Here is a 25,618-nt window from a genome sequence, read left to right as displayed (position 1 = left end):
GTCCGTACGAGATCGCCGGCCCGCGGGAATCGGGGCGCGCGGCGGCTGGGCAAACGGGGTCAGGAGCTACAGAGGGAGCCGGCCACGCGCTGGAGGTCGATATGGGGCCGGGAGTGGAGGCGGACGACACGGAGTACACGTGTCACGTGCCGCACCTCCGTCCGAGTGGTCCAAGCACTCACCTTCGACAAGGACAACGACACGGCTATGCCGTTTCTTCCAGAGCGGCGGCTCCGGTGTGCCGGACGAGCGAGAAGACGGTACGGCGGCGCAGGGTGAACCCGATCGACTCGTACAGCCGGATCGCGTTCGCGTTGTCGGCCCTGGCGTGCAGGAAGGGCCGCTCGCCGCGCTCCCTGATGCCGGCCGCGACGGCGCGGACCAGGCAGGTGGCCAAACCCCGGCCGCGGTACGCCGGGTCGGTGCACACGGCGCTGATCTCGGTCCAGCCGGGTGGATGGAGGCGTTCGCCGGCCAGGGCGATCAGGCGGCCGCGATGGCGAATGCCCAGGTAGGTGCCCATCTCGACGGTGCGGGGCAGATAGGGGCCGGGTTCGGTGCGGGCGACCAGGTCGAGGATCTCGGGCACGTCGTCGGGGCCGAGCCGTACGGCCTCGGGGTCGGGCTGCGCGCGCAGGCCGGTGTCCACGAGCTGGACGCCGTGTCCGGTGCCGACGACCTCCCAGTCCTCCGGCGCCTCGGTGACGCCCTGCACCGAGGCGGTGCCGCCTGCGCCGACGAGCGCGGCAAGGTCGACCCAGGCGCGCGGGTCGTCCTCGCCGGAGACGGCGTAGAAGGGAGCCACGTCCTGGTGATAGCGGGCGGCGTGGCCGATTCGTTCGGCGAAGTGGGCGTGGGGGCCAGTGAGCGCGGCCCAGGCAGGGTTGTCCAGGATGTGCGAGGAGCTGGCGGTGGGGGTGGTGACGGACATGGTGTGGCGGTCTCCGGGGTGCGGCTCGGTGTGTCCGGCGGGCGGGGACCCCATCGCGGGGCGGCGGTGGAGTCCCCGGCACGCGGTGGTCAGGAGTTGTCGAGCGGCAGGCCCGGCGGGTTGACCTCGGGCTTGGCGACGGCCTCGTCAAAGAGGTTGTACGCCTTGAGCCACTCGGCGTACTGACCGTTCTTGATCAGGTAGTTGATGGCGTCGGCGAGCGGCTTGGCGAGTCCGCTGTCCTTCTTCGCCGTTGCCGCGATCAAGCCCTGGAGGCTCGCGCCCGCGCCGGAGTAAGTGCCCGCGGTGCGGGTGGCGTTGGGCGTGTTGGCGACCTGACGGTTGTGGTAGGCGAAGCCGGGGTTGGGACCGAAGGAGGCGTCGATCTTGCCGCTGTTCAGGGCGAGGAAGGTGCTGGGGCTGTCCTGGAAGTACTTGACGGTGAGCTTCTTGCCCTCCTTGGCCAGCTTGGCCTTCCACTCCAGGAGGATCTTCTCCTGGTTGGTGCCGGAGCCGACGGCGATCGTCTTGCCGGCGAGGTTCTCGTAGTCGCCGTCGAAGTTCCAGGTGCTCTTCTTCGGCACGATGAAGGCGAGGTTGTCCTGCCGGTAGGAGGCGAACTCGTACTTCTTCTTGCGCTCCTCGGTGTCGGTGACGTTGGAGAAGGCCACGTCGACCTTGCCGCTGTCGATGCCGACGAAGAGGTTCTCCCAGGTGGAGTTCTTCACCTCGGGCTTGAGACCGAGGACCGCGGCGACCAGGCGGCCGAGGTCGGGCTCGGAGCCGGTGAGGGTCTTCTGGTCGTCGCCGACGTACGCCAGCGGGGGAAACCCGGCGGGCAGGGCGCCGATGCCGATCTCCAGCGTGCCGCTCTTCTTGACGGCGGCGGGCAGTTCGGCGCTGATGGACTTGACCTCGGAGACCTTGATGGTGGTCTGGGTTGCCGCGCCGTTGGAGACCCGTCCGATGACGACCTCGCCGGACTTGGCGGCTTCGGTGGTGGTGGCCGCGTCGCTGTTGCCACCGCAGGCGGCGAGCCCGGTGGCGAGGTAGGCGACGGCGGTCGCCGCGGTGATGCCGCGTATCAGGCTGCGTCGGGTGAAGTGGGTGGGCATGGCCGTTCCTTGTCGCTGGAGGTGATGAGGGTGGCGTGGGGGGGAGGTCTTGGGGATGCGGCAGGTCAGAGGACCTTGCTGAGGAAGTCCCTGGTCCGCTCGTGCCGGGGTTTGTCGAGGACCTCGGCGGGCGGGCCCTGCTCGATGATCTTTCCGCCGTCGAGGAAGACGACCCGGTCGGCGATCTCGCGGGCGAAGCCGATTTCGTGGGTGACGATGACGAGTGTTGTGCCGCTGGTGGCCAGGTCCTTGATGACAGCGAGGACTTCGCCGACCAGTTCGGGGTCGAGGGCGGAGGTGGGCTCGTCGAAGAGGATGACGCCGGGGCGCAGGGCGAGGGCGCGGGCTATGGCGACGCGCTGTTGCTGGCCGCCGGACAGTTGCCGCGGGTAGGCGCCGACGCGTTCGCCGAGGCCGACGCGTTCGAGGAGTTCCTTGGCCAGTTGCTGCGCCTCGGGCTTGCCAAGCTTTCCGGTGGCGACGGGGGCGGCGGCCACGTTGTCCAGGACGGTCAGGTGCGGGAACAGGTTGAAGTTCTGGAAGACGAACCCGATCCGCCCGCGCTGGGTGAGGATGGCCCACTCGCTCAGCTCCTTCAGGCGGTCGCCGTGCCGCTTCACGCCGATCAGCTCGCCGTTGATGCTGACGTAACCGATCTCGGGCTTCTCCAGGTGGTTGATGACCCGCAGCAGGGTGGACTTGCCGGAGCCGGAGGGGCCCAGGATGACGGTGACCTCGCCGGGGCGGACGGTCAGGTCGACGCCGTCCAGTACCCGGTGGGTGCCGTACCACTTGTGCACGTCGTGGACCTCGACGGTGGCGGCCTCGACGTCCTCCACGGCTTCGAGCGTCTCGGCGGTCATACGGCGGCCTCCCGGCGGATGCGGGCCCGCAGGTCGCAGAGACCGGTGCGGAGCTTCTGCAGTGGCGTCGGCGGCAGGCTGCGGGTGGCACCGCGGGCGTAGTGCCGCTCGACGTAGAACTGCACGACGGACACGATGCTGGTCAGGATCAGGTACCAGACGGTGACGACCAGCAGCAGCGGCACGATGTCGCCGGGGTAGGTGGACCCCATGGTCTGCGCGGAGCCGAACAGGTCGAGCAGGGAGACGTAGAAGACCAGTGAGGTGCCCTTGATCAGGCCGATGAGCTGGTTGACGTAGTTCGGGATGATCGAGCGCAGCGCCTGCGGGAAGACGATCCTGCGGAACTGGTAGCTCTTGGGCAGGCCGAGCGCGGCGGCAGCCTCGTGCTGGCCCTGGTCGACGGAGAGGATGCCGCCGCGTACGACCTCGGCCGCGTAGGCCGCCTCGTTGAGGCTGAGGCCGATGACGGCGACGACCATGTCGGTGGCGAGTCTCGACTCGTCGAAGGAGAAGAAGGCCGGCCCGAAGGGGATACCGACGCTCACCGTCTTGTACAGGGCACTGAAGTTGTAGAGGAAGATCAGCACCACGATGAGCGGGATAGAGCGCAGCGCCCAGACGTAGGTCCAGCTGACCGCGCGCAGCACCGGGCTCTTCGAGAGCCGGCCCAGTGCGAGCACGATGCCGCCGACAAGGCCCAGCACCGCACTGTAGGCGGTGACTTCGAGGGTGATCAGCAGGCCGTCGAGGATGGTGGGGCGCAGGAACCAGTAGCTCCAGCGGTCCCACTGGTAGAAGGGGTTGGTCACCAGTCCGTGCACGAACTGGGCGACCAGGACGAGTACGACCGCGGTGACGATCCAGCGGCCTGGCCGTCGCAACGGAAGAACTCGCTGGGCAGTGAAAGGTTTTGACGGACCGTCGGTGATCGGCGGCTCGGCGAGGGCGACGGTGGCACCAGGGGGTTCACTCATGGTGGGCTCCGGCTGGGTCGGACCTCCCGGAAGCACGGCGGCATGCGGCGGCGCACGCGACGGCGGGTACCGGGGGCGGGGAGGACGACGGCACACCGCGGTCGCGGTGTTCGTCAGGAAGTGCGGGGGCTGCTGAGAGAGGTCAGCCCCGACAGCGGGCGCGGGCCGGTGCGGTACACAGTGCGCTGTTCACGCGGAGCAGATCGACGGCACGATCGCCGACGAGCAGGTTCGCATACGACGGGACGCAGCCCTGGGAGCGGCGTGCGGCCGTCCTGGGAGCTGCGTACATGGCGTCACCGTCACTCTTCCGGCCCTGTGGGCCTCGCGCTTACCGAAACTTCATCGGCCGGGTCGTCACCTGGGGCACCCCACCGCGGTGGGAGGGTTGCCGGTCAGCAAGCCAGGGCTTGTCGCTGACGCTCATGACCGTTCTGAACGGTAGTTAAAACAACGGCCCGAACATTTGTCAACGCCGGTCCAGCAGATGGAAAGGCAGGCGAGCGGTGGGGGCCGTCCGGTCCAGGATCCGGCCGGCCGCTCCGGCGGCCTCCAGGCGAGGCGGCGGAGCCGCGGTCGACGATCCGGCCCGCGCGCAGCAGCGCGATCTCGCCACACACGGTCTCCGCCTCCTCCATGTAGTGAGTCGTCAACAGCACAGTGGTGCCTGCGGAGTTGAGGCCCTGGACGACCCGTCAGATCTCCGAGCGCAGCTCGACGTCGGCACCGGCCGTCGGCTCGTCGAGGATGAGCAGGCGGGGCCGGTGCATGAGGGCCCGCGCGAGGACGAGGCGCCGTTGCATGCCGCCGGAGAGTTCGTAGGCGCGTGCATCGGCCTTGTCGTCGAGGCGGAACAGGGCGAGCAGTTCGTCGGCGCGCCGGGCGGCCGCCTTCCGGCCGATGCCGTGGTATTCGGCGTGGTAGATCAGGATCTGCCGGATGGACAGGGACCGGTCGACGTTGATCTCCTGAGCGGCCGGACCGAGGCGCCTCCGGGCCTGACGGCTGCGGTGGTCGTGGCCGAAGACGGAGAGCGTGCCTGCGGTGGGTCGGACGATGTTGCACAGCGAGCCGATCAGCGTGGTCTTCCCGGCGCCGTTCGGGCGAGCAGGCCGAAGAAGGCGCCGTCCGGTATCTCCAGGTCGAGCCCGGCGACCGCGGTGAAGCCGTCTTCGTACGTCTTGCGAAGGCCCTCGACCCGCAGTGCGGGCGGACTCCCGCCGCTCCGGAAAGCGGCGGGAGTCGCGAGCGGGTCAGGCATGGAACTGGTTCGCCGGGACCGGGAGCCCGTAGTGCTCGCGCAGGGTCGTGCCTTCGTACTCCTCGCGGAACAGCCCCTTGCCGCGCAGGATCGGCAGCACATGCTCCACGAAGGCCGCGAGACCCGACGGCAGGGCGGGCGCCATGATGTTGAACCCGTCCGCGGCACCGCCCTCGAACCAGGCGGTGATCGTGTCCGCGATCTGCTCGGGTGTGCCGACGAACTCGAAGTGGCCGCGCCCGCCGCCGAGCCGGGAGATGATCTGCCGGACCGTCAGCTGCTCGCGCACTGCGAGATCGATGATCAGGTCGGAGCGGCTCTGCGAGCCTTCCAGCTTCGGTCTGGCGAGGATGAAGTCCGGCAGGGGCTCATCGAGTTCGAAGACCGACGGCTCGGTCTCGAACACGGCGGCCAGCTGACGCAGCCCGTACTCCGGAACGCGCAACTCGTCGAACTGCCGCGCAAGCGCCCGGGCCTCCTTCTCGGTCGAGCCGATGTACGGGACGATCCCGGGCAGGACGATCACGCCGTCCGGGTCGCGGCCCGTGGCCCTGGTCCGTGCCTTGATGTCGGCGTAGAAGGCGGCCGCGCGCTCGTACGTCGTGTGGGCGGTGAAGATGGCCTCGGCGTGGCGGGCCGCGAAGTCCTTGCCGTCCTCGGAGGAGCCGGCCTGGACGAGCAGCGGGTGCCCCTGCGGCGGGCGCTCGACGTTGAGCGGGCCGGCCACCTTGAAGTACCTGCCCTGGTGGTCGAGCCGGTGCAGCCGACCGGGGTCGGCGTAGCGTCCGGTGGCCCTGTCCGCGACGACGGCCTCGGACTCCCAGCTGTCCCACAGCGCCTTGGCGACCTTCAGGAACTCGTCGGCACGGGCGTAGCGTTCCGCGTGGCCGGGGCGGTCGTCGAGGCCGAAGTTGGCCGCCTCGTCCGCCCCTGCCGAGGTGACGATGTTCCAGCCGGCGCGGCCGCCGCTGACGTGGTCGACGGACGCGAGCCGGCGGGCGAGGTTGTACGGCTCGTTGTACGTCGACGACACGGTCGCGATCAGGCCGATCCTGCTGGTCGCCTGGGACAGCGCGGTCAGCAGGGTCAGCGGCTCGAGCTGGCCCGGCGGCCGGAACTCGCCGGTGCCGATGAGGGCCGGGCCGTCCGCGAGGAACAACGAGTCGAACTTGGCGCTCTCGGCCAGCTGCGCCAGCTCGATCCAGTGCCGCAGGTCGAAGTCCGCCCGGGGGTTGCTGTGCGGGAGCTGCCACGCCGCCTCGTGGTGCCCCGCCTCCATGAGGAAGGCGTTGAGGTGGAGCCGCCGTCCCCCGCTCATGAGGTGACCTTCAGCTTGGAGCTGTCGTAACCGGCCGGGAGGAGGTTGTCGGTGATCGACGTGACGTCGACCTTCTTGGTGATCTGGCCCGCGTCGAGGAAGGCGTCCGCGAGCTTCTGCTCCAGTTCGATGTCCGACTGCTCCACCGGGGTCACCCGGTTCGAGTAGGCGGCCAGGGACGTCTTGGCGTCGGCCAGCGGGATGCCCTGCTCCTTCGAGAGCGCCTGCGCGTACTTGTCGGGGTTCTTGACGGCCCAGGCGAACTCCCGCGACAGCCTCTTCAGGACGTCCGTGAGAGCCGCACGCTTGGTCTTGTCCTTCAGCGAGGTGTCAGTGGCGACGTAGTAGCTGCTCGTCTGGTCGATCGGCGGGAGACCCTTCACCAGGATCCGCGCGCCGTTCTTCACCGCGATCGCCGACTGCGGGTTCCAGATCGACCAGGCGTCCACCTTGCCCGTGTTGAACGCCGTCGCGCCGGCCGCCGGGTCGAGGAAGACCAGCTTCACGTCCTTGGGGGTGAGGCCGACGCTCTTCAGCGCGTTCAGGGCCAGGCCGTGGGCCGAACTGCCCTGCGGAACAGCGATCTTCCTGCCCTTGAGATCGGCGGCCGACTTCAGTGTCGAGCCCTTCGGCACGATGATGTTCTCCACCGCCTGATCGGGCGTGAGCGAGCGGTTGACGGCGACGACCTTGAAGCCGTACTCCTTCGCTGCGCCGGTGATCGGCGGTACGTCGCCGACGCTGCCGAGGTCGATGTCGCCCGACGCGGCGGCCTGCACGAGCGGCGGGCCGTAGGTGAACCGGGCGAACTTCACCTTGTAGGGCGCGTTGTCGAACACGCCGGTGATCTTCGCCAACTCCTGGCTGCCGTCACCGCCGTTGTCGCCGATGGTGAAGGTGTACTTGCTCCACTCGGTGTGCTTGGCGTCGCTCGCGTCGGCGGCGTTGCTCAGCGGCGCGGCCGTGTCCGACGACGACGATCCGCAGGCGACGAGGGTGCTCGCGAGGGTGAGCGAGCCGGCGGCGCCGATGAGTCTGCTGGTTCTCTTACGCATGGGATGTGGTGTGCTTTCTGTGCTGGGTGAGGGTGTGTGTTCGGTGAGGTCAGTGCTGGCCGGCGAGGCCGAGATCTTCCAGGAGCCGGGCGCGGAGTTCCTCGCGTGCGACGCTCGCTTCGCGGTCCGCGGCGGAGAGGTGCACCTCGTGCGAGGTGCCGATGCGGCCGTCGCTCATGACGACGATGCGGTCCGCCAGGGCGATCGCCTCGTCGACGTCGTGGGTGACGAGCAGCATGGCGGCGTGGTGTCTGGTCCGCAGGGCCCGTACGAGGTCGTGCATGCGCAGCCGTGTGATGGCGTCCAGGGCCGCGAACGGCTCGTCGAGCAGCACGAGTTCGGGTTCCGACACCAGGGCTCGCGCCAGCGACACCCGCTGGGCCTCGCCGCCGGAGAGCTCCTTGGGCCATGCCTTCTCACGGCCCGCGAGGCCGACCTCGGCGAGCACCTCGCGGGCTCGCTGTTCCGCGTCGGGTCCGTGCAGGCCGAGGGTGACGTTGCGCAGGACCCGCTGCCACGGCAGCAGCCGGTCGGCCTGGAAGACGATCGCACGTCGTGCCGGGACCTCGACCCGCCCTCCGTCGGGCCGGTCCAGTCCGGCGAGCAGACGCAGAAGGGTGCTCTTGCCGCAACCCGAGGGACCGAGCAGGATCACCAACTCCTCGTCGGCGATGGTGAGGTCGAGGTGGTCGAGCACCACCCGGTCACCGAACCGACGGACCACCTGCTCGACGACAACCCCGGTCTGCCGGCGGGCCTCGGTCGCGATCGTGCTGCTCATGACGCCTCATAACTGGGTCGCCACCGCAGCAGCACCCGCTCGAGAACCCGGACGAACTGATCGGCGAGCAGACCGAGGAGCGAGTAGATCACCAGCCCCACGAAGACCTGGTTGGTCTGCAGATAGGTCTGCCCCTGAGTAATGAGGAAGCCAAGTCCCTTGTCGGCGTTGACCGTTTCGGCGGCGACGAGGCCCAACACGCTGTACGCGAGGGAGAACCGCAGGCCGACCAGGAACCCCGGCAGGGCCCCGGGCACCAGCACCCGCGTCACCAGACGCCAGGTGCCCGCGCCCGTCGTCCGCGCCATCTCGATCAGCCGCTGGTCGACGCCCCGGATCGCGGCGAACAGGTTGAGATACATCGGCACACCGGCGCCGAAGGAGATCAGCAGCACCTTGGTGAGTTCGTCGATGCCGAACCACACGATCATCAGCGGCAGCACCGCGAGGAGCGGGATGGTGTTGAGCACCTGCACGAGGCCGTTGAACAGGTACTCGCCGCTGCGCAGTAGCCCGCCGAGCACCCCGGTGACGATGCCGACCGTCAGCCCGATCGCGAGACCGATGCCGGCCCGCTGCAGCGAGATGGCCAGGTCCGGCCCGAGGACGCCCTGCTGCCACAGGTCGGCGGCGGACTTCACGATCGAGGTCGGCGCCGGAGCGTAGGTCTTCGACACCACTGCGGCCCGGGCGAGTACCTCCCAGGCGATGAGGATCACGACCGGGGTCGTGTAGATGCCCAGCGGCCAGCGCAGGCGCTCGCGGAGCGCGGTGAGCGGAGTCGTCCGGCGGCGGGCGTCGCGCGGCAGGAACACCTCGCGTTCCTGCGCTCTCGTCGTCTCGACGGCCGGGCCCTTGGTAACGGGCAGGGCCGGGATGCGGACTACGGTCATGCGGCCACCGCCAGCACGCTGCTGTAGTGCGAGGCATCGCCGACGAGCTGCTCGCTGCGGCGGCCGTCGGCACCGGCCGGCACCTCTCCGGCGACCGTTACCCGGTTGAGGCGGCGCGGATGGTCGTCGTAGTTGTCCACCCCGTAGTGCTGGGTGATCCGGTTGTCGAAGATCAGCAGCTGGTTCGGGGACCAGGCCCAGCGCAGGATGTTCTCCGGACGGGTCACGTACGACTGGAGGAGGCGCAGCAGATCGGCCGAGTCGCTGCTCGACAGGCCGACGATCCGCTTGGCGAACCCGCCGATGAACAGCCCGAATTCGCCCGTCAGCGGATGAACCCGCACGACCGGGTGCTCGGCCTCGAACGGCGTCGAGACGAAGACGCGGTCGTACCCCTGCTGCTGCGCCGTCGTGGCCGAAGGGCGGGCGTAGTCGTACTGGTTGGTGTGCACGACGCGCAGCGTGTCCGCGAGGGCGCGCAGCGGTTCGGGCAGGTCGCGGTAGGCGGCGGCCGCGTTCGCGATGAGCGTCTCGCCGCCGTACGGCGTGGTCACGACCGACCGGAGCGTGGTGAGCTGCGGCGGGTTGATCACGAAGGTGACGTCCGTGTGCCACTCGTTGGCCTTGGACGTCTCGCTGTCGACGGCGAGCACGTTCGTCGTGCCGTCGGCGGCCGGCACGTTGGGGTGGGCGGTGGTCAGTTCGCCGAACCACCGGGCCACGCGTTCCTGGCCGGCGTTGTCGAGGTTGACGTGATCGAAGACGATCGCCTTGTACTCGTTGAGGGCGTCACGGAGCGCCGTGACCGTCGAGAGATCGGGGGTCGCCGTGAGGTCGACGCCCTCCACGACGGCGCCGATGCGGCCGGTGAGCTTACGGATGGACACAGACATGAGGGAGCCCTTCTCGGGAGGAAGTGGGCGCACAGCTGAGAGCTGGGTGCTCCGTGCGGGGAGCGGGGAGCGGGGAGCGGGGAGCGTGAGTGAACGGCCGACTCGCGAGCCGATCAACGGGGGATCGGGCAGTCGGTGCGATGGCGACGCAGGGGAGACCGAACCTCAGCCTGTGCGGAGCGCGCGGAAGAGGTGAGGCCGGAGGAGCAGTCGCTCAGGAGGCGGACACGGCGATCCCACAGGGCGGCGCTGCATTACGGGCGGTTTCGGACCGCCTCCGCACGACGCGCACCGGTTGCCGCCGGGGACCACTTACCGGGTCAGCAACAACAAAACGCGCTGGAGACGTGCGCCAGATCGATGTGGCGCCGCCGAGTGAGCTCCACGCGCGGGTTCATGGCACGGGAGTTCAGCAGACGTCCACCACATGGGTCAATAACTTTCCGGACAGGTCTCGCATCGCGGACAGAGGAGCGCGGCCTGCTGCCCCCACCGCAGCGTACGGCCACCGACCAACGCCGGTACGGAGCGGACGAGGTGACCACGTCCGCGCCATCCGCGAGCTGCTCGGCCTCGGCTCACCGTCGAGGATCTGCGCGGCATCGCCGACCGGGTCCCCCGCCTGGCCAGGGACCCACTTCCGCCTGTCCGCCTACGAGGGTGGGCAGGCAAGTCGCCGGCTCTTCCAACTGGGCAGAGCACTGCGCCATGTCAGCAGACCAAGAACCTGCTGGTGGAGTTCCGCCACGCACCCCTCGCGCCGCCCCGCAAAGCAGCGGTATCGGCAATGAGCGACGACAGCGGGGTCTGTTGAATCTCCACAAGACGGCAATACGAAGACCGCCATCCCGCACCGGCACGCTGCTCAACGGCGCGCTGGTTCGGCGATGGTCCAACCGTCACCGCACCGACGACGTTCGACTCTTGCGGCAGAGAGATGTGCAGAACTTCGCAGCCCAACCTGGCGGCACGTCAACCAAGGCAGCAAAGGTCAGCAAAGGCTCTGCCACAGTCGCCCGCAGACTGCCACACGCTGGAGTCGCCAGCGCACTGGCCCGAGACGGCAGGGTGGTGAACTGCCTGCCCGTGAGCGGACGACCGGAGCAAGCATCACTTGATCGTCCCTCATTCGTCAGGGCAGCCCCACGCTCGGGAAATCCTGCAGGTCAGCGCACTCTTCCGCGCGGCTTCAACGGCAGCGGCGGCAGTTCCGGGGCAGGCAGCGGAGCGCCGTCATAGCCCTTCACCTCCCCGAACCTTGCCCCCTCCATCCAGTCCCGACGCGCCTGGACGATCTCTTCTTGGGACCGCCCGATCCAGTTCCAGAACCATTGCATCGCTCGGCGTTTCCGCAGGTCAGGGCCGTTCGAGTCCTGCAAAGTCAGCAAAAGTCAGCATCAGAGTGTCACTTGGGCAGGTCGTTATACGCCTGTTTGCCCCCGTCACACTGGCTGGCAAGGGGTCCCTGTATGTCGGACTGATCTCCGACGGACTCGCGCATGCGGTTGCCCACGTGAGCAACGCCCGTTAAGCCCAATGCCGTTGCGTTACGTCGTTGCCGGTTGGGGTCGTTGGATGCGGACTGCTCGGGTGCCGGTGCGGGTGGGTTGCGGCCAGGTGTGGTGTTCGGCCCGTTTGAGCCGGTAGTTGGACATCTTGCGTTTGACGACGCGGGGCTGACTGGTCTCACCATCAGCTCACGCAGCGCGTGATGGACCAGCAGGTGGGCCCAGATCTGCTGCAGGATGCCGTCGGGCGTCTTGCTGGTGAGCACGACGTGCGCTCCACGTTGATGGGTCTTGAGTTCGGCGAAGACAGCCTCCGCCTCCCAGCGCTCTTGGTAGAGCGCGGCCAGCTGGCGGGCGGGATAGCGACGGGCATCGAGCAGCGTGGTCACCAGCCGGTAGTGCTCGCCTGCGCCCGCCTCGGGCATCGGCCGTATCGGCTCCATCGTCGGCCCGTCGATCACCGGTGCCCTCGTGGCGTCAGGCATCGGCCACCCCTGGGGCTTCTACTTCTTCGCCGCCGTGGCGGTCGCCGGATTCCTGGCCGTGCTCACCCTGCCCGGCCGGGCCGCCGCGGCACAGGCGGAGGCAACCGCGGCCGCGCCGGCCGCCGAACCCGCCGTCTGACCCATCACGGAAGGGCGGTACGGCACCGAACGGGCCGTACCGCCCTGTACTTGATGCGGTGAAGAACCCGACAGCCACACTCAACCCATGGAATACGTCGGCCGGGTACCCGCTCCGCCGCTCGACCAGTTCATCGACGACATCTGCTGTCCGACCGGGGTGCCGCACCACCGGCTGATGAACGTCCCGCGCCGGTCGCCGCCCTCGGCATGGCCTACGACCTCGCCCGCCGCGCCCTCGACGAGCATCACCATCCCTGACGCCACCGCCGGGCCCACTCCAGGGCCCCGGCCCGACGGCTACCCGGACATCTCCGGCAAGGACTGCTACTCCGCGGAGCTGATGGACCACCGCGTCGGCATCAGCAAGGACCAGTACTTCGTGGGCTCGTGGACGAGGGCATCGACAGCGATGACCAGGCCCACGCCGGCTACTGCCTGGAAGCCCACGGACGAGATGTACGCCCTCGACTCCGACGACCGAAATTACAGTTGGTCGATCGTCCAAGACGCCGGTTAGCATGGAGTGAGCATTTCACTCTTGATGAAACGGTGGACCGAATGTCTCGCATGGCAGCGAAGGATCGGCGGGAAGAACTCATCGCCGCGGCGTTCCGTGTCATGGTCCGCGACGGAGTCGTCAAGACCACGACACGCGCTGTCGTCAACGAGGCGAAGATGCCGCTGGGCGTTTTCCACTACTGCTTCAACTCACGTGAGGAACTCCTCCAGGAAGTCATCACCCGCATCACGGACAGCGGCGTGGCCAAGGCCCGGGACGTGTTCGAGGGAGAGGGCGACCTCGGCGCACGCATCGCCAAGAGCCTCTGCACCTTCTGGGAGGGGGTTGAACTCAGTCCGAGAGAGCACCAGGTGGGGTACGAGCTCACCCACTACGCGTTGCGCCAGGAGGGCTTTGAGGATCTGGCCCGGCGGCAGTACGAGCATTACCTGGAAGTCCACGAGCAGCTCCTCGCTGAAGCCGCCGAGAGCACGGGCATCAAGTGGACCGTGCCCCTTCCCGTTCTGGCCCGCTACCTCAACGCGGTGCTGGACGGCGTCACGCTGTGCTGGCTGGCCGACCGCAACAGCGAGAACACCCGCGAGGTGCTCCGCCTGACCGGCGAGCACCTCATGAGCCTCGCCGCCAAGGACGCGTGAGTGAGTCGCCCGTGAGCACACGCTCATGGACACTGGCCGCCCCCCGTCGCACGGTGGCCATACCAGAACGTCGGGTGGGTGCGGCGGCCGTAGCAGCCGCACCCACCCGACGTGGCTTCCCAGGGTCAGCGCGTGAGGTCAGTCGAACAGGTCGGGCTGTTCCGCGGTGATCTGGTCCCACAGGGGGCGGAACTGGAACCAGCCTGGCAGGGGGCCGGAGACCTGGTCCCTCACCATCCGTGCCGTCTCCGGATCGATGAGCTTCGGTTCACCCGCGGCCATGGCCAGCAACTGCGCCTGACAGGAGCGTTCCATGGTGATGAAGTACCAGGCCGCCTCGGCGACGGAGGCCCCGACCGTGAGCAGTCCGTGGTTTTGCAGGATGACCGCCTTGGCGTCGCCCAGCGCCACACCGATCTTCCGGCCTTCCTCCGTGTCGTTGACGACCCCGCGGTAGTCCGAGTAGATGCCGTGGTCCTCGAAGAAGGCACAGGCGTCCTGGGTGATCGGGTCCAGCGGTGCGCCGAGGCTGGAGAATGCCTTGCCGTGCACGGAGTGGGTGTGCGCGGCCGCGACCACGTCGGGCCTGGCCCGGTGCACCTCGGAGTGGATACAGAAGGCGGCGTTGTTGACCGGGCGCTTGCCTTCCAGGAGTTTGCCTTCGTGGTCGACGAGGATGAGATCGGAGACGCGGATCTGGCTGAACGACATCCCGAAGGGGTTGACCCAGAAGGCCGAGGGGTTCTCCGGATCGCGGGCCGTGATGTGTCCGGCCACGCCCTCGGAGAAACCGAAGCGGGCGAACAGGCGGAAGGCGGCCGCGAGTTCCTGCTTGCGGACCTGACGCTCCTCCTCGGTGCTCAGGTTCTGCTGGGGCAGCGGCAGGGTGACGCCCTCGGGCATGGCGCCGACGGACATGTGCGGGGCGGCGGCTGTCGTGGTCATCGGGATCTGGCCTTTCGTGATCTGGTGGGCAATGGCGCGGTTACTTGCTCCGGCGGCGCAGGCGGTTGCCGTACATGAGGTCCACCAGGCGCAGGATGGACCGGTAGGCCGAGGGGTCGAACGGGATCATGTGAAGGTCGCGGCGGGTCGGGAAGCGGTTCACACTGACGGCCTGGAGCCTGGTGTACTTGCGGATTCCTTCGGCGCCGTGCCGTACGCCGAGGCCCGACTCCTTCCAGCCGCCCATGGGCAGGCCGAAGGCCATGTAGTTGGTCTGGGCGTCGTTGATGGTGACGCAGCCTGCCTCGAGACGCTCCGCGAGGTGTCGGGCACGCTTCATGTTCGAGCTGATGATGGAGGCTTGCAGGCCGTAGGTGCTGTCGTTGACGAGTTGGAGGGCCTCCTCGGCACTGGCGACCTTCATCACGGGCAGCGTGGGTCCGAAGGTCTCCTCACGCATGCATTTCATGGTGTGGTCGACATCGACGAGCAGCGTGGGTTCGAAGAACCGGCCCGGGCCGGGGGCGGCGTGGCCCCCCACGAGGACGCGCGCTCCTCGGCTCACGGCGTCCTTGACGTGGTCCTCGACGATCGCCATCTGGGGCGGGAAGGTCATGGCGCCCACATCGGTGCTGCCCAGCCCTGCCGGCCTGCCGGCGGTGACCTCCTCGAACCGCTGGCGCAGCCTGGCGACGAACGCGTCGTACACCGGTTCCTCGACGTAGACGCGCTCCACCGAGGTGCACATCTGCCCCCCGTTGCACAGAGCACCGTGGAGGGTGACGTTCACCGCCCGTTCCAGCGAGGCATCGGCCAGCACGATCAGGGCGTCCTTGCCGCCGAGTTCGAGTGAGCACGGGATGAGCCGTTCGCCCGCCCGCGCGGCGACGGCCCGGCCGGTCTTCGTGGATCCGGTGAACATCACGAAGTCGGCGGTGTCGACCAGGGCCTGGCCGGTGGCGCCGGCGCCGGTCACGACCTGGAAGACGTCCTTGGGCCAGCCGCATTCACGGGTCATCTTCTCCATGAGCAGCGCGGTCAGCGGCGTGTACTCGGACGGTTTGAGGACGACCGCGTTGCCGGCAGCCAGGGCCGGGATGGCGTCACCGAAGGAGTTGATCAACGGGTTGTTCCAGGGGCCGATGACTCCGACCACACCGAGGGGGACCCGCCGGGTGTACATGCTGCGGCCGAGCACGAACGGCGAGAGCGAGCGGATCTTCGTGTCGGCGAGGAGGTGCCGTGCGCGCTTGGCCCAGTAGGCGAAGGCGCTGACGCAGTAGACGATCTCGACGATCGCGTCCTCTTCGGTCTTGCCGTTCTCCGCGACGATGGAGTCGAGGATCTCCTGCCGGTGAGTCAGCAGCCACTGGCGACCGCGCGTGAAGAATTCCGCACGACTTCGGGAGCTCAGTTCAGCCCAGCCCGGCTGCGCCCGCCGAGCTCGTGCGACCGCTTGCGCCACCTCCTGCGCCGACGCGTCTGCGACGTGGCCGACCACTGCTCCGGTGGCCGGGTTGTCCACTGCGATGGGTGCGTCCGCCCGGGCGCCGTCGGACGTGAGCGATCGAGTCTGAGCCACGGAAAAACTCCTGCCGGAACGTTGACTTCGGTTTGCCCAGAATGAGACGGTCGCCCGTACAAGTCAAGCGTCTTGTACACATGACCAACTTGTTGTGCGACAGAGACATCGCACCGAAGGCCCCACACCAAGGAGCGGCTGGAATGAAACGGACGACATCGGTCGCGTTGAGCGGCTTCGGCGTTCCCGAGTCACTGCGCTGGCATCAGGGAGCCCTGTGGTTCTCCGACCTGGCACACGGCACGGTGCACCGCTGGGACGGCACGGGAGAGGCCGAGACGGTCCTCAAGGTTCCCGGTCGGGCCGGCGGACTCGGCTGGCTTCCGGACGGGCGCATGCTCGTCGCCTCCATGGACGGAGGCGTCGTGTACCGGCTGGAAACAGACGGCGAGCTCGTCGAGCACGCGGATCTGCGGCACCTTGTCGGCGGCCCGGTCAACGACATGCTCGTCGACCCGCACGGACGTGCGTACGTGGGCAACTTCGGCTTCGACTACCACGCGTTCGCCCGCGAGCACGCCAACGCCATGCTCTACGCGCCGCCCGGCCCGACGAAGGCACCGATCGCGTGCCTGGCTGCGGACGGGACCCTGCTCGGGGTGACCGAGCCGGTGCTCTTCCCCAACGGATGCGTCCTGACGGCCGACGGCACCACCATGGTGGCGGCCGAAACCCTGGCCATGCGGCTCACCGCTTTCCCCGTGCTCCCCGACGGCACACTCGGGGAGCCGCGCCCCTGGGCCCCGCTGATCTCGCCGTTCCTGTGGCATGCGGTGAACCATCCGGGGCTTCTCGGCCGGATCACCCGCAGGATCTCGGCGCTGCTGGACCACCCGGCCATCGCCAAGCGTTCCGCCTCACCGATCGCCCCCGACGGCATCGCCTGGCACAGCGACGGCGAGACGATGTGGATCGCGAACGCACTGCGCGGCGAATGCGTGCGCGTGGCCGAGGGTGGCCGCGTCCTCGACCGCGTGACGACGAGCCAGAACACCCTGAGCTGCCTGGTCGCAGGTCAGGACGGGCGAACCCTGTTCGCCGCGACCGTGCCGACCGACGACCCCGTCCGCGCCGCAGAGCTGAACGGCGGCCGCATCGAGATGCTCCGGCTGTGAATCCCCGGGTGACAACCGAGGACAATCTCGTGTCGGACAGTTGACTTGGACAGTCGACCAGGAGACTCTGTTGGCCATGAGCGAAGCGTCTGAAAACAGCCGGGTCCTTCTCGTCACCGGCGCGGCCTCCGGCATCGGGGCCGCGATCGCGCAGCTGGCGGTCGCACGCGGTCACCGCGTGATGCTGTCCGATGTCAACGAGCAGGCCGTACAGGCCAGGGCGCTCAGTCTGGGCAGCCGGGCCGCCGGCTGCGTCCTGGACATCCGGGATCCGGCGGCGTGGGTCAAGGCCTTCGAAGCGACGCAGGCCGCGTTCGGAGCCGTCGACGTACTGATCAACAACGCCGGCATCACCCACACCGGCCACGCAAGTGACCTCCGCCCCCAACAGCACCGCGACATCCTGGAGGTCAACCTGCTCGGCGCCATCACCGGCACCTGCACGGCGATCGAGCGGATGACCGCGCAGGGCCGCGGCCACATCATCACCGTCTGCAGCATGACGTCGTTCCTCCCGCTGCCCGGATACGCGACGTACTGCGGCTCGAAGCACGGGCTGCGCGCCTTCCACCACAGCGTGGCCCTGGAAGAACGCGACGGGCCACTGGACTTCACGATCATTCATCCTCCGTCCACCCGCACGGACATGCTTGAGCAGGAACTGGCCGACCCCGCATGCGCCATCTCCTTCGCCGAGAAGTCCTACGCACCGGAGGAGATCGCCAAGACCGTCGTCGACGCGATCGTCTCCAAACCGGTCGAGGTGGTGTTCCCTCCCCTGGGCGGACGTGTCCAGCGGATCGCCGGCGTCTTCCCCCGCCTGATGCGGTGGGTGATCCCGCTCGCCGAGGCCAAGGGGAGGAAGCAACGAGAGCGGATCATCGCCCCCACGGGCCGCCGCCGGTCCGATGCGGCGCGGCCTTCGGACGGCTCGACCGTCTGACGCGGTTCCCGGCCGCCGCTTACCAGGCCGGTCCACTGAACTACCGAGAAAGGGTGCGGATGTGAGCGCACATGTGGCGTCCTGGCCGGACGTGAAATCGGCCGCCTCCGCCATGGCCGGTTTCAGCGAGGTCCGGATGGCCCAACTGGAGCGGGCCACCCAGCACTTGGATCCGCCGTTCGCCGTGGTGGACCTCGATGCCTTCGACGCCAACGCCAACGATCTGGTGCACCGCGCGGGCGGCCGCGCCACGATCCGCCTGGCCAGCAAGTCGGTCCGCAGCCGCGACCTGATCCAGCGCGTCCTGAAGCGCCAGGGCTACCGGGGCATTCTCGCCTTCACCCTGCCCGAAGCCCTGTGGCTGGCCGAGGACCACGAGGACGTGGTCATCGGCTACCCGACCGCGGACCGCGCCGCGTTGCAGCAGCTGGCCAAGGACGAGCGGGCGGCCTCACGCATCACCCTCATGATCGACTCCGTCGGACAGCTGGACTTCATCGACGAGGCCGTCGGTGCCGCCCGCACCCCGCTGCGGCTGTGCATCGATCTGGACGCCTCCCTGGAACTGGCCGGCGGGCGCATCCACCTGGGCCCGTACCGCTCCCCCGTGCACACCCCGCACCAGGCCGTCACGCTTGCCCGGGCGATCCAGAGCCGTCAGGGGTTCCACCTGGCCGGGGTCATGTCGTACGAAGGACAGATCGCCGGCATGGGGGACAACCAGCCCGGATCCCCTCTCAAGCGCGTCGCGCTCCGTGCCATGCAGCGTCTGTCGGCACGTGAACTGGCCGACCGGCGCGCCGCCGCGATCGCCGCCGTCGAGACCGTCGCCCCGCTGGAGTTCGTCAACGGCGGCGGCACCGGCTCCGTGGAGCAGACCTCGGCCGAGCACGTCATCACCGAGATCGGCGCGGGTTCGGGCCTGTACGGACCGGGACTGTTCGACTTCTACCGGCGCTTCCGTCCCCGGCCCGCCGCCTACTTCGTCATGCCGGTCGTACGCCGTCCCACGGACAAGATCGCCACCGTACTCGGGGGCGGCTGGGTCGCCTCCGGCCCACCCGGCCGCGACCGTCTGCCCACTCTCAGCTGGCCCCGGGGCCTGCGGATGAACCCGCTGGAAGGAGCGGGGGAAGTGCAGACACCCGTGCTCGGTCCGGCAGCTCAGGGGCTGCGCCTCGGCGACCACGTGTGGTTCCGGCACGCCAAAGCCGGCGAACTGTGCGAGCGGGTGAACACCCTCCACCTGGTGTCCGGCGGCGAAATCGTCGGCCAGGCGCCCACGTATCGGGGTGAAGGACACGCCTTCCTCTGACCCATCTCCCCCATCCGCGGCCCACCTTCTCCCGGAGGCCCGATGCTCCCCGACTTCAACTCCCCCGCTCCTGCCCTTGCAAGCCCCCTCGGCCCGGCCACCGCCCAGGGACCGGCCGCGCCCGTCTCGCGCCGCTGGACCAGTCTGTACGGCCTGGTGTGGTTCGGCTTCTGGATGGCAAACCTCGTCCCCCTCCAGTTGCTGCTCCCCCAGCAGCTGGAGGCGATCGATCCGGCCTCGAAGGTCTACGATTTCGCCGTCGTCAACGGTGTCTCCGGGCTGGTCGCACTCGTCGCCCTGCCCCTGTGCGGCGCCCTGTGCGACCGTTCCCGCAGCCGCTTCGGCCGGCGCAGACTCTGGCTGACGGCGGGCGCTGTCGCCTTCGCCGTCGGGCTGATCGTCACCGGCGCGCAGACCAGTGTGACCGGTGTGGTCGTGGCGTGGGCGGCCAGCATGATCGGTCTCAGCGCAGCCACCGCCGGGCTCACCGCCGTCATCGCCGACCGCGTTCCCGAAGACCAGCGCGGCATGATCTCCAGTGCCATCTACGGTCCCCAGGCCCTCGGCGTGGTCGTCGGCATCGCCCTCGTGTCGGCTTTCGGACTCTCCCCCATGTCCGGGTTCACCGTCATCGCGGTCCTGCTGATCATCTGCCTGGTGCCGTTCCTGGCCGCCCATCGCGACATCGCCTTCAACGTCGAGGCGCCGCTCAGCATCGGGGAAATGCTCGCATCGATGGGCAGCTCGCTCAGGAACCGGGAATTCGCCTGGGCCTTCGGTGGACGGCTCCTGGTCAATCTGGCGAACTCGCTGGGCACGTGTTACACGCTCTACTTCCTCAGCGATGGCCTCAAGGTCCCCGATCCGGCCGGCAGCCTGCTGGTCTGCACCGTTCTCTATCTCCTGGCCGGCCTTCTGGCCACCGCCGCCGCGGGTGTGCTGTCCGACCGCCTCGGCCGACGACGGATTTTCGTCGCCCTGGCGGCGCTGCTCCAGGCTGCTTCCGGCTTCCTGCTGGCGAGCGCCCCAAGCCTCACCGTCATGATGGTGGCATCCGCTCTCATGGGCGGCGGCTTCGGTGCGTACATGGCCGTCGACCAGGCGCTGATCACACAAGTGCTCCCCGACGCCGAGAGCCGGGCGAAGGACCTCGGCATCATGAACATCGGCTCGGTCGTTCCCCCGGCGATCGCCCCGTTGATCGCCGGAGCGATCATCAGTTCGGAACCCGGCTACCCGCTTCTCTTCGTTCTCGTGGGTGCGGCCGCCGCCGTCGGAGCGGTCCTCGTCTACCGCATCCGTTCCGTCCGTTAGATACGCGTGGCACCACCGCCCACCTCACCGAGGAGGAGCAGGACGTGGCAACGACCCGCTACGGCGCGCACGCGGGCAAGGACCGTGCGAACAGGAGTGTGTGGCGGAACTGGGCCGGGAACGTCACGGCCCTCCCGGTGAGGGACACCGCACCCACCTCGGTCGATGAGCTCTGCGCCGTTGTGCGCGAGGCGGCCGAGGAGGGCCTGCCGGTGAAGCCCGTCGGCAGCGGCCACTCGTTCACCGCCGCTGCCGCGACCGAGGGCGTGCTGATACGGCCCGACCGCCTGACCGGTATGCGCGCCATCGACCGGGAGGCCGGAACCGTGACCGTGGAAGCGGGCACACGGCTCAGGGACCTGAACGTCGCCCTGGCCCGGGAAGGCCTGTCACTCACCAACATGGGCGACATCATGGAGCAGACCGTCGCCGGCGCGACCAGTACGGGCACCCATGGCACGGGCCGCAGCTCAGCCGCGATCTCGGCCCAGATACGCGGCCTTGAACTGGTGACGGCGGACGGCTCGTTGCTCACGTGCTCCGATAAGGAGAACCCGGACGTGTTCGCCGCTGCGCGCATCGGGCTGGGTGCGCTCGGGGTTGTCAGTGCCATCACGTTCGCCGTGGAACCGCTGTTCCTTCTCACCGCGCGCGACGAACCGATGACGTTCGACAGGGTCACCGCGACCTTCGACGAACTCCATGCGGCCAACGAGCACTTCGAGTTCTACTGGTTCCCGCACACCGACAACTGCAACACCCTGCGCAACAACCGCAGCACAGGTCCGCTCGCCCCGATGGGCCGGTTCAGAGGCTGGTTCGAGGACGAGTTTCTCTCCAACGGTGTTTTCCAGGCAGTCAACTCGCTGGGGCGGGCCGTGCCCGCCGGCGTCCCGGCCATGGCGAGGGTGTCGAGCCGGGCTCTTTCCGCCCGCACCTACACGGACATCCCGTACAAGGTCTTCACCTCCCCGCGCCGCGTGAAGATGATCGAGATGGAGTACGCCCTCCCGCGCGAGGCACTGATCGACGCCCTGCGCGAGGTGAAGGCCATGGTCGACCGTTCGGATCTGCGGATCAGCTTTCCCGTCGAAGTGCGTACGGCACCCGCGGACGACATCACCCTCTCCACGGCGTCGGGCCGGGAGAGCGGATACATCGCCGTCCACACCTACCGGGGCATGCCCTTCCGTGAGTACTTCGCCGCGGCGGAGCGCATCTTCACCGCGCACGGCGGACGCCCGCACTGGGGCAAGCTGCACACACGTGACGCCGACTACTTCGCGGCGGCGTATCCACGCTTCGGTGAATTCACCGCACTGCGTGACCGCCTCGATCCGGATCGGCGCTTCGGCAACGCATACCTGCGACGAGTCCTGGGCGACTGACCCGGCCCTGTCCACAGCTCTCATTACAGAAAAGTGGGAGTTAAACCCACGTCCTCCACACAGCTGACTTCGGTGGAAGTCGTTCAGCAGGAACGGCGCTGTGTCGTCTGGCTGGATGACCTTCAAAAGTATCTGGGCAGCGACGGGCTGACGGCGCATCTGCTGGAGAGGCTTCTCGGTGATGGCACCCGGCATGTCGTGGTCCTCGCCACCATGCAGGCACAGGAGCGTGCCCGACCGGCGCGACCGACAGGTGCCGTTGTCCCCTCCTCCTCTGTCACAGCAGGCCATGCGTGCGGGCGTTGGCGATGAGGTGGGCCCGGTTGCGGGCGGCGAGCTTGTGCATCACTTCCCGGAGATAGCTCTTGACGGTGTTGACCGACAGGTTCAGCTCGTCGCCGATCTCCGGGTTGGTGTATCCGGCCGCGACCAGGCGCAGCACGTCGTACTCGCGCGCGGTGACGGGAGCCGCGGAGGGGTCGGGGAGGTCGGCGCGGAAGGCGCCGGTGCGGGCCACGCTGCGGATCGCGTCGCGCACGGCCGTGCCGCCGGCGTCCTTGACGAGTAGTCCGCTGGCTCCAGCGGCCAGCGTTGGTGCGACGGCGGCGTGTTCGGGGAAGGCGGTGAAGAGCAGGACGCGGCTGTCGGGACTGACCCGGTGCACCGCCGGGACGACGTCGGCGGCGAGGCGGTCGGGGAGGCGCAGGTCGAGCAGGACCACGTCGGGCTGTTCTCGCGCGCACAGTTCAACGGCGGCGGCGCCTGTTTCGGCGTGGCCGACGACGGCCATGTCGGCATATCCGTTCAGCTGCGCAGCGACGCCGTCGTGGACGACCGGGTGGTCGTCCACGACGGCGATCCGCGTGGGCCGGCCCGTCAGCATGGCAGCTGCGCCCGCCAGACCGTGCCGCCGTCCGGGTCGCAGAGGACGCGGACGGAACCAGTCCCCTCCGTTGGGGACGTTGATCAGCTTCCCGGAGGTGTCGTAGGACCAGCCGTGGTAGCTGCACGTGAACGCCTTCGTCGCCCCCGCGTCGGCGCGGCACACCCGCATGCCGCGGTGGCGGCAGGCGTTGAGGAAGGCACGCAGTTTCCGGTCCTTGCCCATGGTGGCGATGACCGGTCATCGCCCAGCCTTTCGCCCTGCGGCCACCAACGTTGACGCGTCTCCGCAGGTCAGCGCACCCTTCCCCGCGGTTTCAACGGCACCGGGGGCAGCTCCGGTGCGGGCAGTGGCGCCCCGTCGTAGCCCTTCACCTCCCCGAACCGGGAGCCTTCCATCCAGTCCTGACGGGCCTGTACGATCTCTTCCTGAGATCGCCCGATCCAGTTCCAGAACATGATGAGTTCCTCGTCGAAGGGCTCGCCGCCCAGGAGCATCAGTCCGGCGTCCGACTCCGCGCGCAGCGGGAGTTCGGTGCGGCCGCAGCCGAGGTAGAGCATCGAGCCCGGCAGCAGCGGCACACCGTCGACGTGGGCCTCGCCGGACATGGACAGCACGGCGTACTCGAAGTCCGGCTGCAGCGGCAGGCGTACGTCCGCGCCGCGGGCCAGGGCCAGGTCGGCGCCGACGATCGGGGTGTACGCCGTTCCGGGCGAGGTCGCGCCGTCGAGGTCGCCGAGGATCAGCGTGCCCTTGAGTCCGGGCGCGGTGACGACCGGGAGTTGTGCGTGGTGTTCGAAGCGGGGGTCGGTGTGGCGGTGGGTGTCGGGGAGGGCGACCCACAGCTGCGCACCGTGCAGCAGCCGGGCGTGGGGCCTCGGGCTCTCCTCGGAGTGGCTGATCGCCCGACCGGAGGTCATGAGTCCCAGTTCGCGGGGGCGGATGGTCTGCAGGCTGCCGGTCGAGTCGCGGTGCAGCACCTCGCCCTCGTGCAGCCAGCTGACCGTCTGCAGGCCCATGTGGGGGTGCGGCGGGACCTGCATACCGGGCTCGTCGGCGATGTCGTCGGGACCGTAGTGATCGACGAAGCACCAGGCGCCGACCATGCGGCGGCCCAGGTTGGGCAGCAGGCGGCGGACTTCGGTCGACTCGCCGAGCTGGACGCGTCGAGGGCTGAGGAGTTCACGCACGGGTTCTGCCACCACGAAGCCGCGGCCGCCGCACAGAGCGGGAACCGCCTCGCGATCAAGATTGCTCATGGCGCCAACCTAGCCCCGCCGGGGGCGTCCCGTCAGTCCGTCACACGGGCGGTCTCGCCGGCGTCGCAAATAGTAGCCATGGATATAGTAGCCATGTACTGTATCTGCTATGAGCACAGGTTCCGAGAAGGCGACGCCCGGTTTCCTGGTGTGGCGCCTGTCCATGAAGTGGCGTGTGGCCGTCGACCGTGCGGTGGCGCCGCTGGGCCTCACGCATGCGCAGTACTCGCTGGTGGCCTCGCTCTACGGCATGCAGCGCAGCGGAGAGCGTCCCAGCCAACGCCGCCTCGCCGACCGCACCGGGCTCGAACCGCTCTACGTGTCCAAGCTGGCCCGCGCACTGGAGGCGGCCGGCCTCGTGGAGCGCACCCGGGACCCCCGGGACCCGCGCGCCGTGCGGCTGGCCCTCACCGAGCAGGGCCGCGAGGTCACCGGGCGCGCCATCAAGGTCGTACAGGGACTGCTGCAGCAACTGCTGGAGCCGCTCGGCGGCCTCGACAGCGCGCGTGCGCGGGAGTTCAGCCGCGACCTGGCGACCCTGCTAGACGCACCTCTTGATCCATTCAGTGACAACGAGACGGAGCAGTCATGACCACCACCCCACCGACCGTCGACGGCCGCGTCATCGCCCTCGCCCACTACGCCGGCCGCGCCGTCCTGGAGCACGTCCTGGCCCGCCGCGGCCTCGCCTTCCAGCAGCAGATCACCCTCAGGCCTCTGGCCATCGCGGAAGGGCCGGTCGCGCGCGAGGAGCTCGTCGAGCAGGTCGCCGACGCCCTCAAGGCCGACGCGGCCGACATACACGGCGTCGTCGAAGAGCTGATCGCCAAGGGGCTGGCGGCGGCCGACGCGTCCCGCCTCCACTGCACGGACGCCGGACGGGAGCTCTACGCCGAGGTGGTCGCCGAGACCGGGAAGATCTCCGCCCGGATCTACGCCGGCATCCCGGCCGAGGAGCTGGCGGCTGCCGGTCACGTCCTGGCCCTGGTGACGGAGCGGGCCAACGCCGAGCTGGCCGCACTGCCGGCCTGAGGACTCCCCCGCAGCGAAATCATGTAGTGGAATGTTCAACCACCCCTCGCGGTTGCAGCACTCCGAAGGAGGTCACAGTGGAGGCGACGGTCGAGGCGAGGGTGGAGAAGACGGTGGAGACGACGTACTACGACCATGGAACAGCGGCCGAGCGCTGGGAGCGTGCGCGGATGTTCTTCGACGCCAAGGACTACGCCGCCGCGGCGCGCGTGCTGGGCGGGCTGGTCGAGGAGGTGCCGGAACAGACCGGACTGCGGCTGCTGCTGGCACGGGCCTACTACCACTCGGCCCAACTGCGGCGCGCGGAGAGCGAGTTGCGCGTCATCGTCGAGCGCGACCCGGTGGAGCACTACGCCCGGCTGATGCTCGGCCGCACGCTTGAGCGGCAGGGGCGGCAAAAGGAGGCGGAGTCGCACCTGCGCATCGCCTCGGCCCTCGCGGGCGACTTCGAGCAGGCCTGAGG

At 68.9% G+C, this 25,618-nt stretch carries 26 protein-coding genes, 3 pseudogenes and 1 riboswitch; of the genes and pseudogenes, 11 read left to right on the top strand and 18 right to left on the bottom strand.

Annotation, left to right across the window (positions count from 1 at the left end; translation table 11 throughout):
- Positions 1-59 precede the first annotated feature (59 nt).
- The 14 genes and pseudogenes from ACYUED_RS43155 to ACYUED_RS43090 form a co-directional block, all read right to left on the bottom strand.
- Complete coding sequence (locus ACYUED_RS43155) at positions 60-146, bottom strand: putative leader peptide (protein WP_366343657.1); 87 nt, start codon at positions 144-146, stop codon at positions 60-62.
- 59 nt (positions 147-205) lie between these two features.
- On the bottom strand, positions 206-931 hold the full coding sequence (locus ACYUED_RS43150; protein WP_491289841.1) for a GNAT family N-acetyltransferase: 726 nt from the start codon (positions 929-931) through the stop codon (positions 206-208).
- An 89-nt stretch (positions 932-1,020) separates the two neighbouring features.
- Complete coding sequence (locus ACYUED_RS43145) at positions 1,021-2,046, bottom strand: ABC transporter substrate-binding protein (protein ID WP_491289840.1); 1,026 nt, start codon at positions 2,044-2,046, stop codon at positions 1,021-1,023.
- 65 nt (positions 2,047-2,111) lie between these two features.
- Positions 2,112-2,909: an amino acid ABC transporter ATP-binding protein gene (locus ACYUED_RS43140; RefSeq protein WP_491289839.1), complete on the bottom strand. Its 798-nt coding sequence runs from the start codon at positions 2,907-2,909 to the stop codon at positions 2,112-2,114.
- On the bottom strand, positions 2,906-3,886 hold the full coding sequence (locus ACYUED_RS43135; protein WP_491289838.1) for an amino acid ABC transporter permease: 981 nt from the start codon (positions 3,884-3,886) through the stop codon (positions 2,906-2,908). The genes ACYUED_RS43140 and ACYUED_RS43135 overlap by 4 nt, the downstream gene beginning before the upstream one ends.
- Before the next feature lie 322 nt (positions 3,887-4,208).
- Positions 4,209-4,317: riboswitch (SAM riboswitch) on the bottom strand.
- A 264-nt stretch (positions 4,318-4,581) separates the two neighbouring features.
- On the bottom strand, positions 4,582-4,944 hold the full coding sequence (locus tag ACYUED_RS43130) for an ATP-binding cassette domain-containing protein (RefSeq protein ID WP_491294704.1): 363 nt from the start codon (positions 4,942-4,944) through the stop codon (positions 4,582-4,584).
- Between the two features lie 17 nt (positions 4,945-4,961).
- Entirely contained in the window at positions 4,962-5,147 is a 186-nt protein-coding gene (locus ACYUED_RS43125; RefSeq protein WP_491289837.1) for a hypothetical protein, read from the bottom strand.
- Complete coding sequence (locus ACYUED_RS43120) at positions 5,140-6,465, bottom strand: LLM class flavin-dependent oxidoreductase (RefSeq protein ID WP_491289836.1); 1,326 nt, start codon at positions 6,463-6,465, stop codon at positions 5,140-5,142. The genes ACYUED_RS43125 and ACYUED_RS43120 overlap by 8 nt, the downstream gene beginning before the upstream one ends.
- Positions 6,462-7,520 carry an aliphatic sulfonate ABC transporter substrate-binding protein gene (locus ACYUED_RS43115; protein ID WP_491289835.1) on the bottom strand — a complete coding sequence of 353 codons (1,059 nt, stop codon included), beginning with the start codon at positions 7,518-7,520 and terminating at the stop codon, positions 6,462-6,464. The genes ACYUED_RS43120 and ACYUED_RS43115 overlap by 4 nt, the downstream gene beginning before the upstream one ends.
- 49 nt (positions 7,521-7,569) lie before the next feature.
- On the bottom strand, positions 7,570-8,301 hold the full coding sequence (locus tag ACYUED_RS43110) for an ABC transporter ATP-binding protein (RefSeq protein WP_491289834.1): 732 nt from the start codon (positions 8,299-8,301) through the stop codon (positions 7,570-7,572).
- A complete protein-coding gene (locus tag ACYUED_RS43105) occupies positions 8,298-9,194 on the bottom strand; it encodes an ABC transporter permease (RefSeq protein ID WP_491289833.1) in 897 nt (298 codons plus the stop codon). Before ACYUED_RS43105 ends, ACYUED_RS43110 begins: the two co-directional genes overlap by 4 nt.
- Positions 9,191-10,087 (bottom strand): TauD/TfdA dioxygenase family protein, encoded by an 897-nt coding sequence (locus ACYUED_RS43100; RefSeq protein ID WP_491289832.1) that lies wholly within the window; start codon positions 10,085-10,087, stop codon positions 9,191-9,193. The genes ACYUED_RS43105 and ACYUED_RS43100 overlap by 4 nt, the downstream gene beginning before the upstream one ends.
- Positions 10,088-11,253: 1,166 nt before the next feature.
- A pseudogene (locus ACYUED_RS43095) lies at positions 11,254-11,415 on the bottom strand (pirin family protein); the annotation flags it as partial.
- A 362-nt stretch (positions 11,416-11,777) separates the two neighbouring features.
- Positions 11,778-11,993, bottom strand: a pseudogene (locus ACYUED_RS43090) (transposase); the annotation flags it as partial.
- Positions 11,994-12,009: 16 nt separating this feature from the next.
- Between ACYUED_RS43090 and ACYUED_RS43085 the strand changes: the two are divergent.
- From ACYUED_RS43085 to ACYUED_RS43075, 3 genes and pseudogenes are all read left to right on the top strand, one after another.
- Positions 12,010-12,219, top strand: a pseudogene (locus ACYUED_RS43085) (MFS transporter); the annotation flags it as partial.
- 87 nt (positions 12,220-12,306) lie between these two features.
- Positions 12,307-12,738, top strand: a complete 432-nt coding sequence (locus ACYUED_RS43080) for a hypothetical protein (protein ID WP_491289831.1) — start codon at positions 12,307-12,309, stop codon at positions 12,736-12,738.
- A 50-nt stretch (positions 12,739-12,788) separates the two neighbouring features.
- Positions 12,789-13,379, top strand: coding sequence for a TetR/AcrR family transcriptional regulator (locus tag ACYUED_RS43075; protein WP_491289830.1), 591 nt, complete (start codon positions 12,789-12,791; stop codon positions 13,377-13,379).
- 138 nt (positions 13,380-13,517) lie between these two features.
- Here the strand turns inward: ACYUED_RS43075 and ACYUED_RS43070 are convergent, their stop codons facing one another.
- Both ACYUED_RS43070 and ACYUED_RS43065 read right to left on the bottom strand, forming a co-directional pair.
- Entirely contained in the window at positions 13,518-14,324 is an 807-nt protein-coding gene (locus ACYUED_RS43070; protein ID WP_491289829.1) for a class II aldolase/adducin family protein, read from the bottom strand.
- A 40-nt stretch (positions 14,325-14,364) separates the two neighbouring features.
- Positions 14,365-15,906, bottom strand: coding sequence for a succinic semialdehyde dehydrogenase (locus ACYUED_RS43065; RefSeq protein ID WP_491289828.1), 1,542 nt, complete (start codon positions 15,904-15,906; stop codon positions 14,365-14,367).
- A gap of 143 nt (positions 15,907-16,049) precedes the next feature.
- Between ACYUED_RS43065 and ACYUED_RS43060 the strand changes: the two genes are divergently transcribed.
- The 5 genes from ACYUED_RS43060 to ACYUED_RS43040 all read left to right on the top strand — a co-directional run bounded on the left by ACYUED_RS43060 (position 16,050) and on the right by ACYUED_RS43040 (position 21,981).
- On the top strand, positions 16,050-17,021 hold the full coding sequence (locus ACYUED_RS43060; RefSeq protein ID WP_491289827.1) for an SMP-30/gluconolactonase/LRE family protein: 972 nt from the start codon (positions 16,050-16,052) through the stop codon (positions 17,019-17,021).
- A gap of 76 nt (positions 17,022-17,097) precedes the next feature.
- Entirely contained in the window at positions 17,098-17,964 is an 867-nt protein-coding gene (locus ACYUED_RS43055) for an SDR family NAD(P)-dependent oxidoreductase (protein WP_491289826.1), read from the top strand.
- 112 nt (positions 17,965-18,076) lie between these two features.
- The gene (locus tag ACYUED_RS43050; protein ID WP_491294702.1) at positions 18,077-19,279 is read left to right on the top strand and encodes an amino acid deaminase/aldolase; all 1,203 of its coding nucleotides are present in this window, start codon (positions 18,077-18,079) and stop codon (positions 19,277-19,279) included.
- Positions 19,280-19,321: 42 nt separating this feature from the next.
- On the top strand, positions 19,322-20,593 hold the full coding sequence (locus ACYUED_RS43045) for an MFS transporter (protein WP_491289825.1): 1,272 nt from the start codon (positions 19,322-19,324) through the stop codon (positions 20,591-20,593).
- A 44-nt stretch (positions 20,594-20,637) separates the two neighbouring features.
- Positions 20,638-21,981 carry a D-arabinono-1,4-lactone oxidase gene (locus ACYUED_RS43040; RefSeq protein ID WP_491289824.1) on the top strand — a complete coding sequence of 448 codons (1,344 nt, stop codon included), beginning with the start codon at positions 20,638-20,640 and terminating at the stop codon, positions 21,979-21,981.
- A 277-nt stretch (positions 21,982-22,258) separates the two neighbouring features.
- Here ACYUED_RS43040 and ACYUED_RS43035 read toward each other — a convergent pair whose 3' ends face one another.
- Positions 22,259-23,089, bottom strand: a complete 831-nt coding sequence (locus ACYUED_RS43035; RefSeq protein WP_491289823.1) for a response regulator — start codon at positions 23,087-23,089, stop codon at positions 22,259-22,261.
- Positions 23,090-23,157: 68 nt separating this feature from the next.
- The gene (locus tag ACYUED_RS43030; protein WP_491289822.1) at positions 23,158-24,123 is read right to left on the bottom strand and encodes a pirin family protein; all 966 of its coding nucleotides are present in this window, start codon (positions 24,121-24,123) and stop codon (positions 23,158-23,160) included.
- A gap of 109 nt (positions 24,124-24,232) precedes the next feature.
- Between ACYUED_RS43030 and ACYUED_RS43025 the strand changes: the two genes are divergently transcribed.
- From ACYUED_RS43025 to ACYUED_RS43015, 3 genes are all read left to right on the top strand, one after another.
- Positions 24,233-24,715 carry a MarR family winged helix-turn-helix transcriptional regulator gene (locus ACYUED_RS43025; RefSeq protein WP_491289821.1) on the top strand — a complete coding sequence of 161 codons (483 nt, stop codon included), beginning with the start codon at positions 24,233-24,235 and terminating at the stop codon, positions 24,713-24,715.
- Complete coding sequence (locus ACYUED_RS43020; protein WP_491289820.1) at positions 24,712-25,155, top strand: MarR family transcriptional regulator; 444 nt, start codon at positions 24,712-24,714, stop codon at positions 25,153-25,155. Before ACYUED_RS43025 ends, ACYUED_RS43020 begins: the two co-directional genes overlap by 4 nt.
- A gap of 113 nt (positions 25,156-25,268) precedes the next feature.
- Positions 25,269-25,616 carry a tetratricopeptide repeat protein gene (locus ACYUED_RS43015; RefSeq protein ID WP_491294700.1) on the top strand — a complete coding sequence of 116 codons (348 nt, stop codon included), beginning with the start codon at positions 25,269-25,271 and terminating at the stop codon, positions 25,614-25,616.
- Positions 25,617-25,618: the final 2 nt, after the last annotated feature.

The sequence above is a fragment of the Streptomyces sp. DF42 genome (assembly GCF_058267695.1).
The sequence above is the reverse complement of the archived record's forward strand: the minus strand, read 5'-3'. Positions and strand labels throughout refer to the sequence as shown.

Coding starts and splice junctions, on each gene's coding strand:
- ACYUED_RS43050 (WP_491294702.1), top strand. CDS start 18,077: ATGGCCGGTTTCAGCGAGGTCCGGATGGCCCAACTGGAGCGGGCCACC.
- ACYUED_RS43070 (WP_491289829.1), bottom strand. CDS start 14,324: ATGACCACGACAGCCGCCGCCCCGCACATGTCCGTCGGCGCCATGCCC.
- ACYUED_RS43140 (WP_491289839.1), bottom strand. CDS start 2,909: ATGACCGCCGAGACGCTCGAAGCCGTGGAGGACGTCGAGGCCGCCACC.
- ACYUED_RS43115 (WP_491289835.1), bottom strand. CDS start 7,520: ATGCGTAAGAGAACCAGCAGACTCATCGGCGCCGCCGGCTCGCTCACC.
- ACYUED_RS43150 (WP_491289841.1), bottom strand. CDS start 931: ATGTCCGTCACCACCCCCACCGCCAGCTCCTCGCACATCCTGGACAAC.
- ACYUED_RS43110 (WP_491289834.1), bottom strand. CDS start 8,301: ATGAGCAGCACGATCGCGACCGAGGCCCGCCGGCAGACCGGGGTTGTC.
- ACYUED_RS43075 (WP_491289830.1), top strand. CDS start 12,789: ATGGCAGCGAAGGATCGGCGGGAAGAACTCATCGCCGCGGCGTTCCGT.
- ACYUED_RS43145 (WP_491289840.1), bottom strand. CDS start 2,046: ATGCCCACCCACTTCACCCGACGCAGCCTGATACGCGGCATCACCGCG.
- ACYUED_RS43105 (WP_491289833.1), bottom strand. CDS start 9,194: ATGACCGTAGTCCGCATCCCGGCCCTGCCCGTTACCAAGGGCCCGGCC.
- ACYUED_RS43080 (WP_491289831.1), top strand. CDS start 12,307: ATGGAATACGTCGGCCGGGTACCCGCTCCGCCGCTCGACCAGTTCATC.
- ACYUED_RS43030 (WP_491289822.1), bottom strand. CDS start 24,123: ATGAGCAATCTTGATCGCGAGGCGGTTCCCGCTCTGTGCGGCGGCCGC.
- ACYUED_RS43020 (WP_491289820.1), top strand. CDS start 24,712: ATGACCACCACCCCACCGACCGTCGACGGCCGCGTCATCGCCCTCGCC.
- ACYUED_RS43055 (WP_491289826.1), top strand. CDS start 17,098: ATGAGCGAAGCGTCTGAAAACAGCCGGGTCCTTCTCGTCACCGGCGCG.
- ACYUED_RS43120 (WP_491289836.1), bottom strand. CDS start 6,465: ATGAGCGGGGGACGGCGGCTCCACCTCAACGCCTTCCTCATGGAGGCG.
- ACYUED_RS43125 (WP_491289837.1), bottom strand. CDS start 5,147: ATGCCTGACCCGCTCGCGACTCCCGCCGCTTTCCGGAGCGGCGGGAGT.
- ACYUED_RS43100 (WP_491289832.1), bottom strand. CDS start 10,087: ATGTCTGTGTCCATCCGTAAGCTCACCGGCCGCATCGGCGCCGTCGTG.
- ACYUED_RS43045 (WP_491289825.1), top strand. CDS start 19,322: ATGCTCCCCGACTTCAACTCCCCCGCTCCTGCCCTTGCAAGCCCCCTC.
- ACYUED_RS43135 (WP_491289838.1), bottom strand. CDS start 3,886: ATGAGTGAACCCCCTGGTGCCACCGTCGCCCTCGCCGAGCCGCCGATC.
- ACYUED_RS43060 (WP_491289827.1), top strand. CDS start 16,050: ATGAAACGGACGACATCGGTCGCGTTGAGCGGCTTCGGCGTTCCCGAG.
- ACYUED_RS43025 (WP_491289821.1), top strand. CDS start 24,233: ATGAGCACAGGTTCCGAGAAGGCGACGCCCGGTTTCCTGGTGTGGCGC.
- ACYUED_RS43035 (WP_491289823.1), bottom strand. CDS start 23,089: ATGGGCAAGGACCGGAAACTGCGTGCCTTCCTCAACGCCTGCCGCCAC.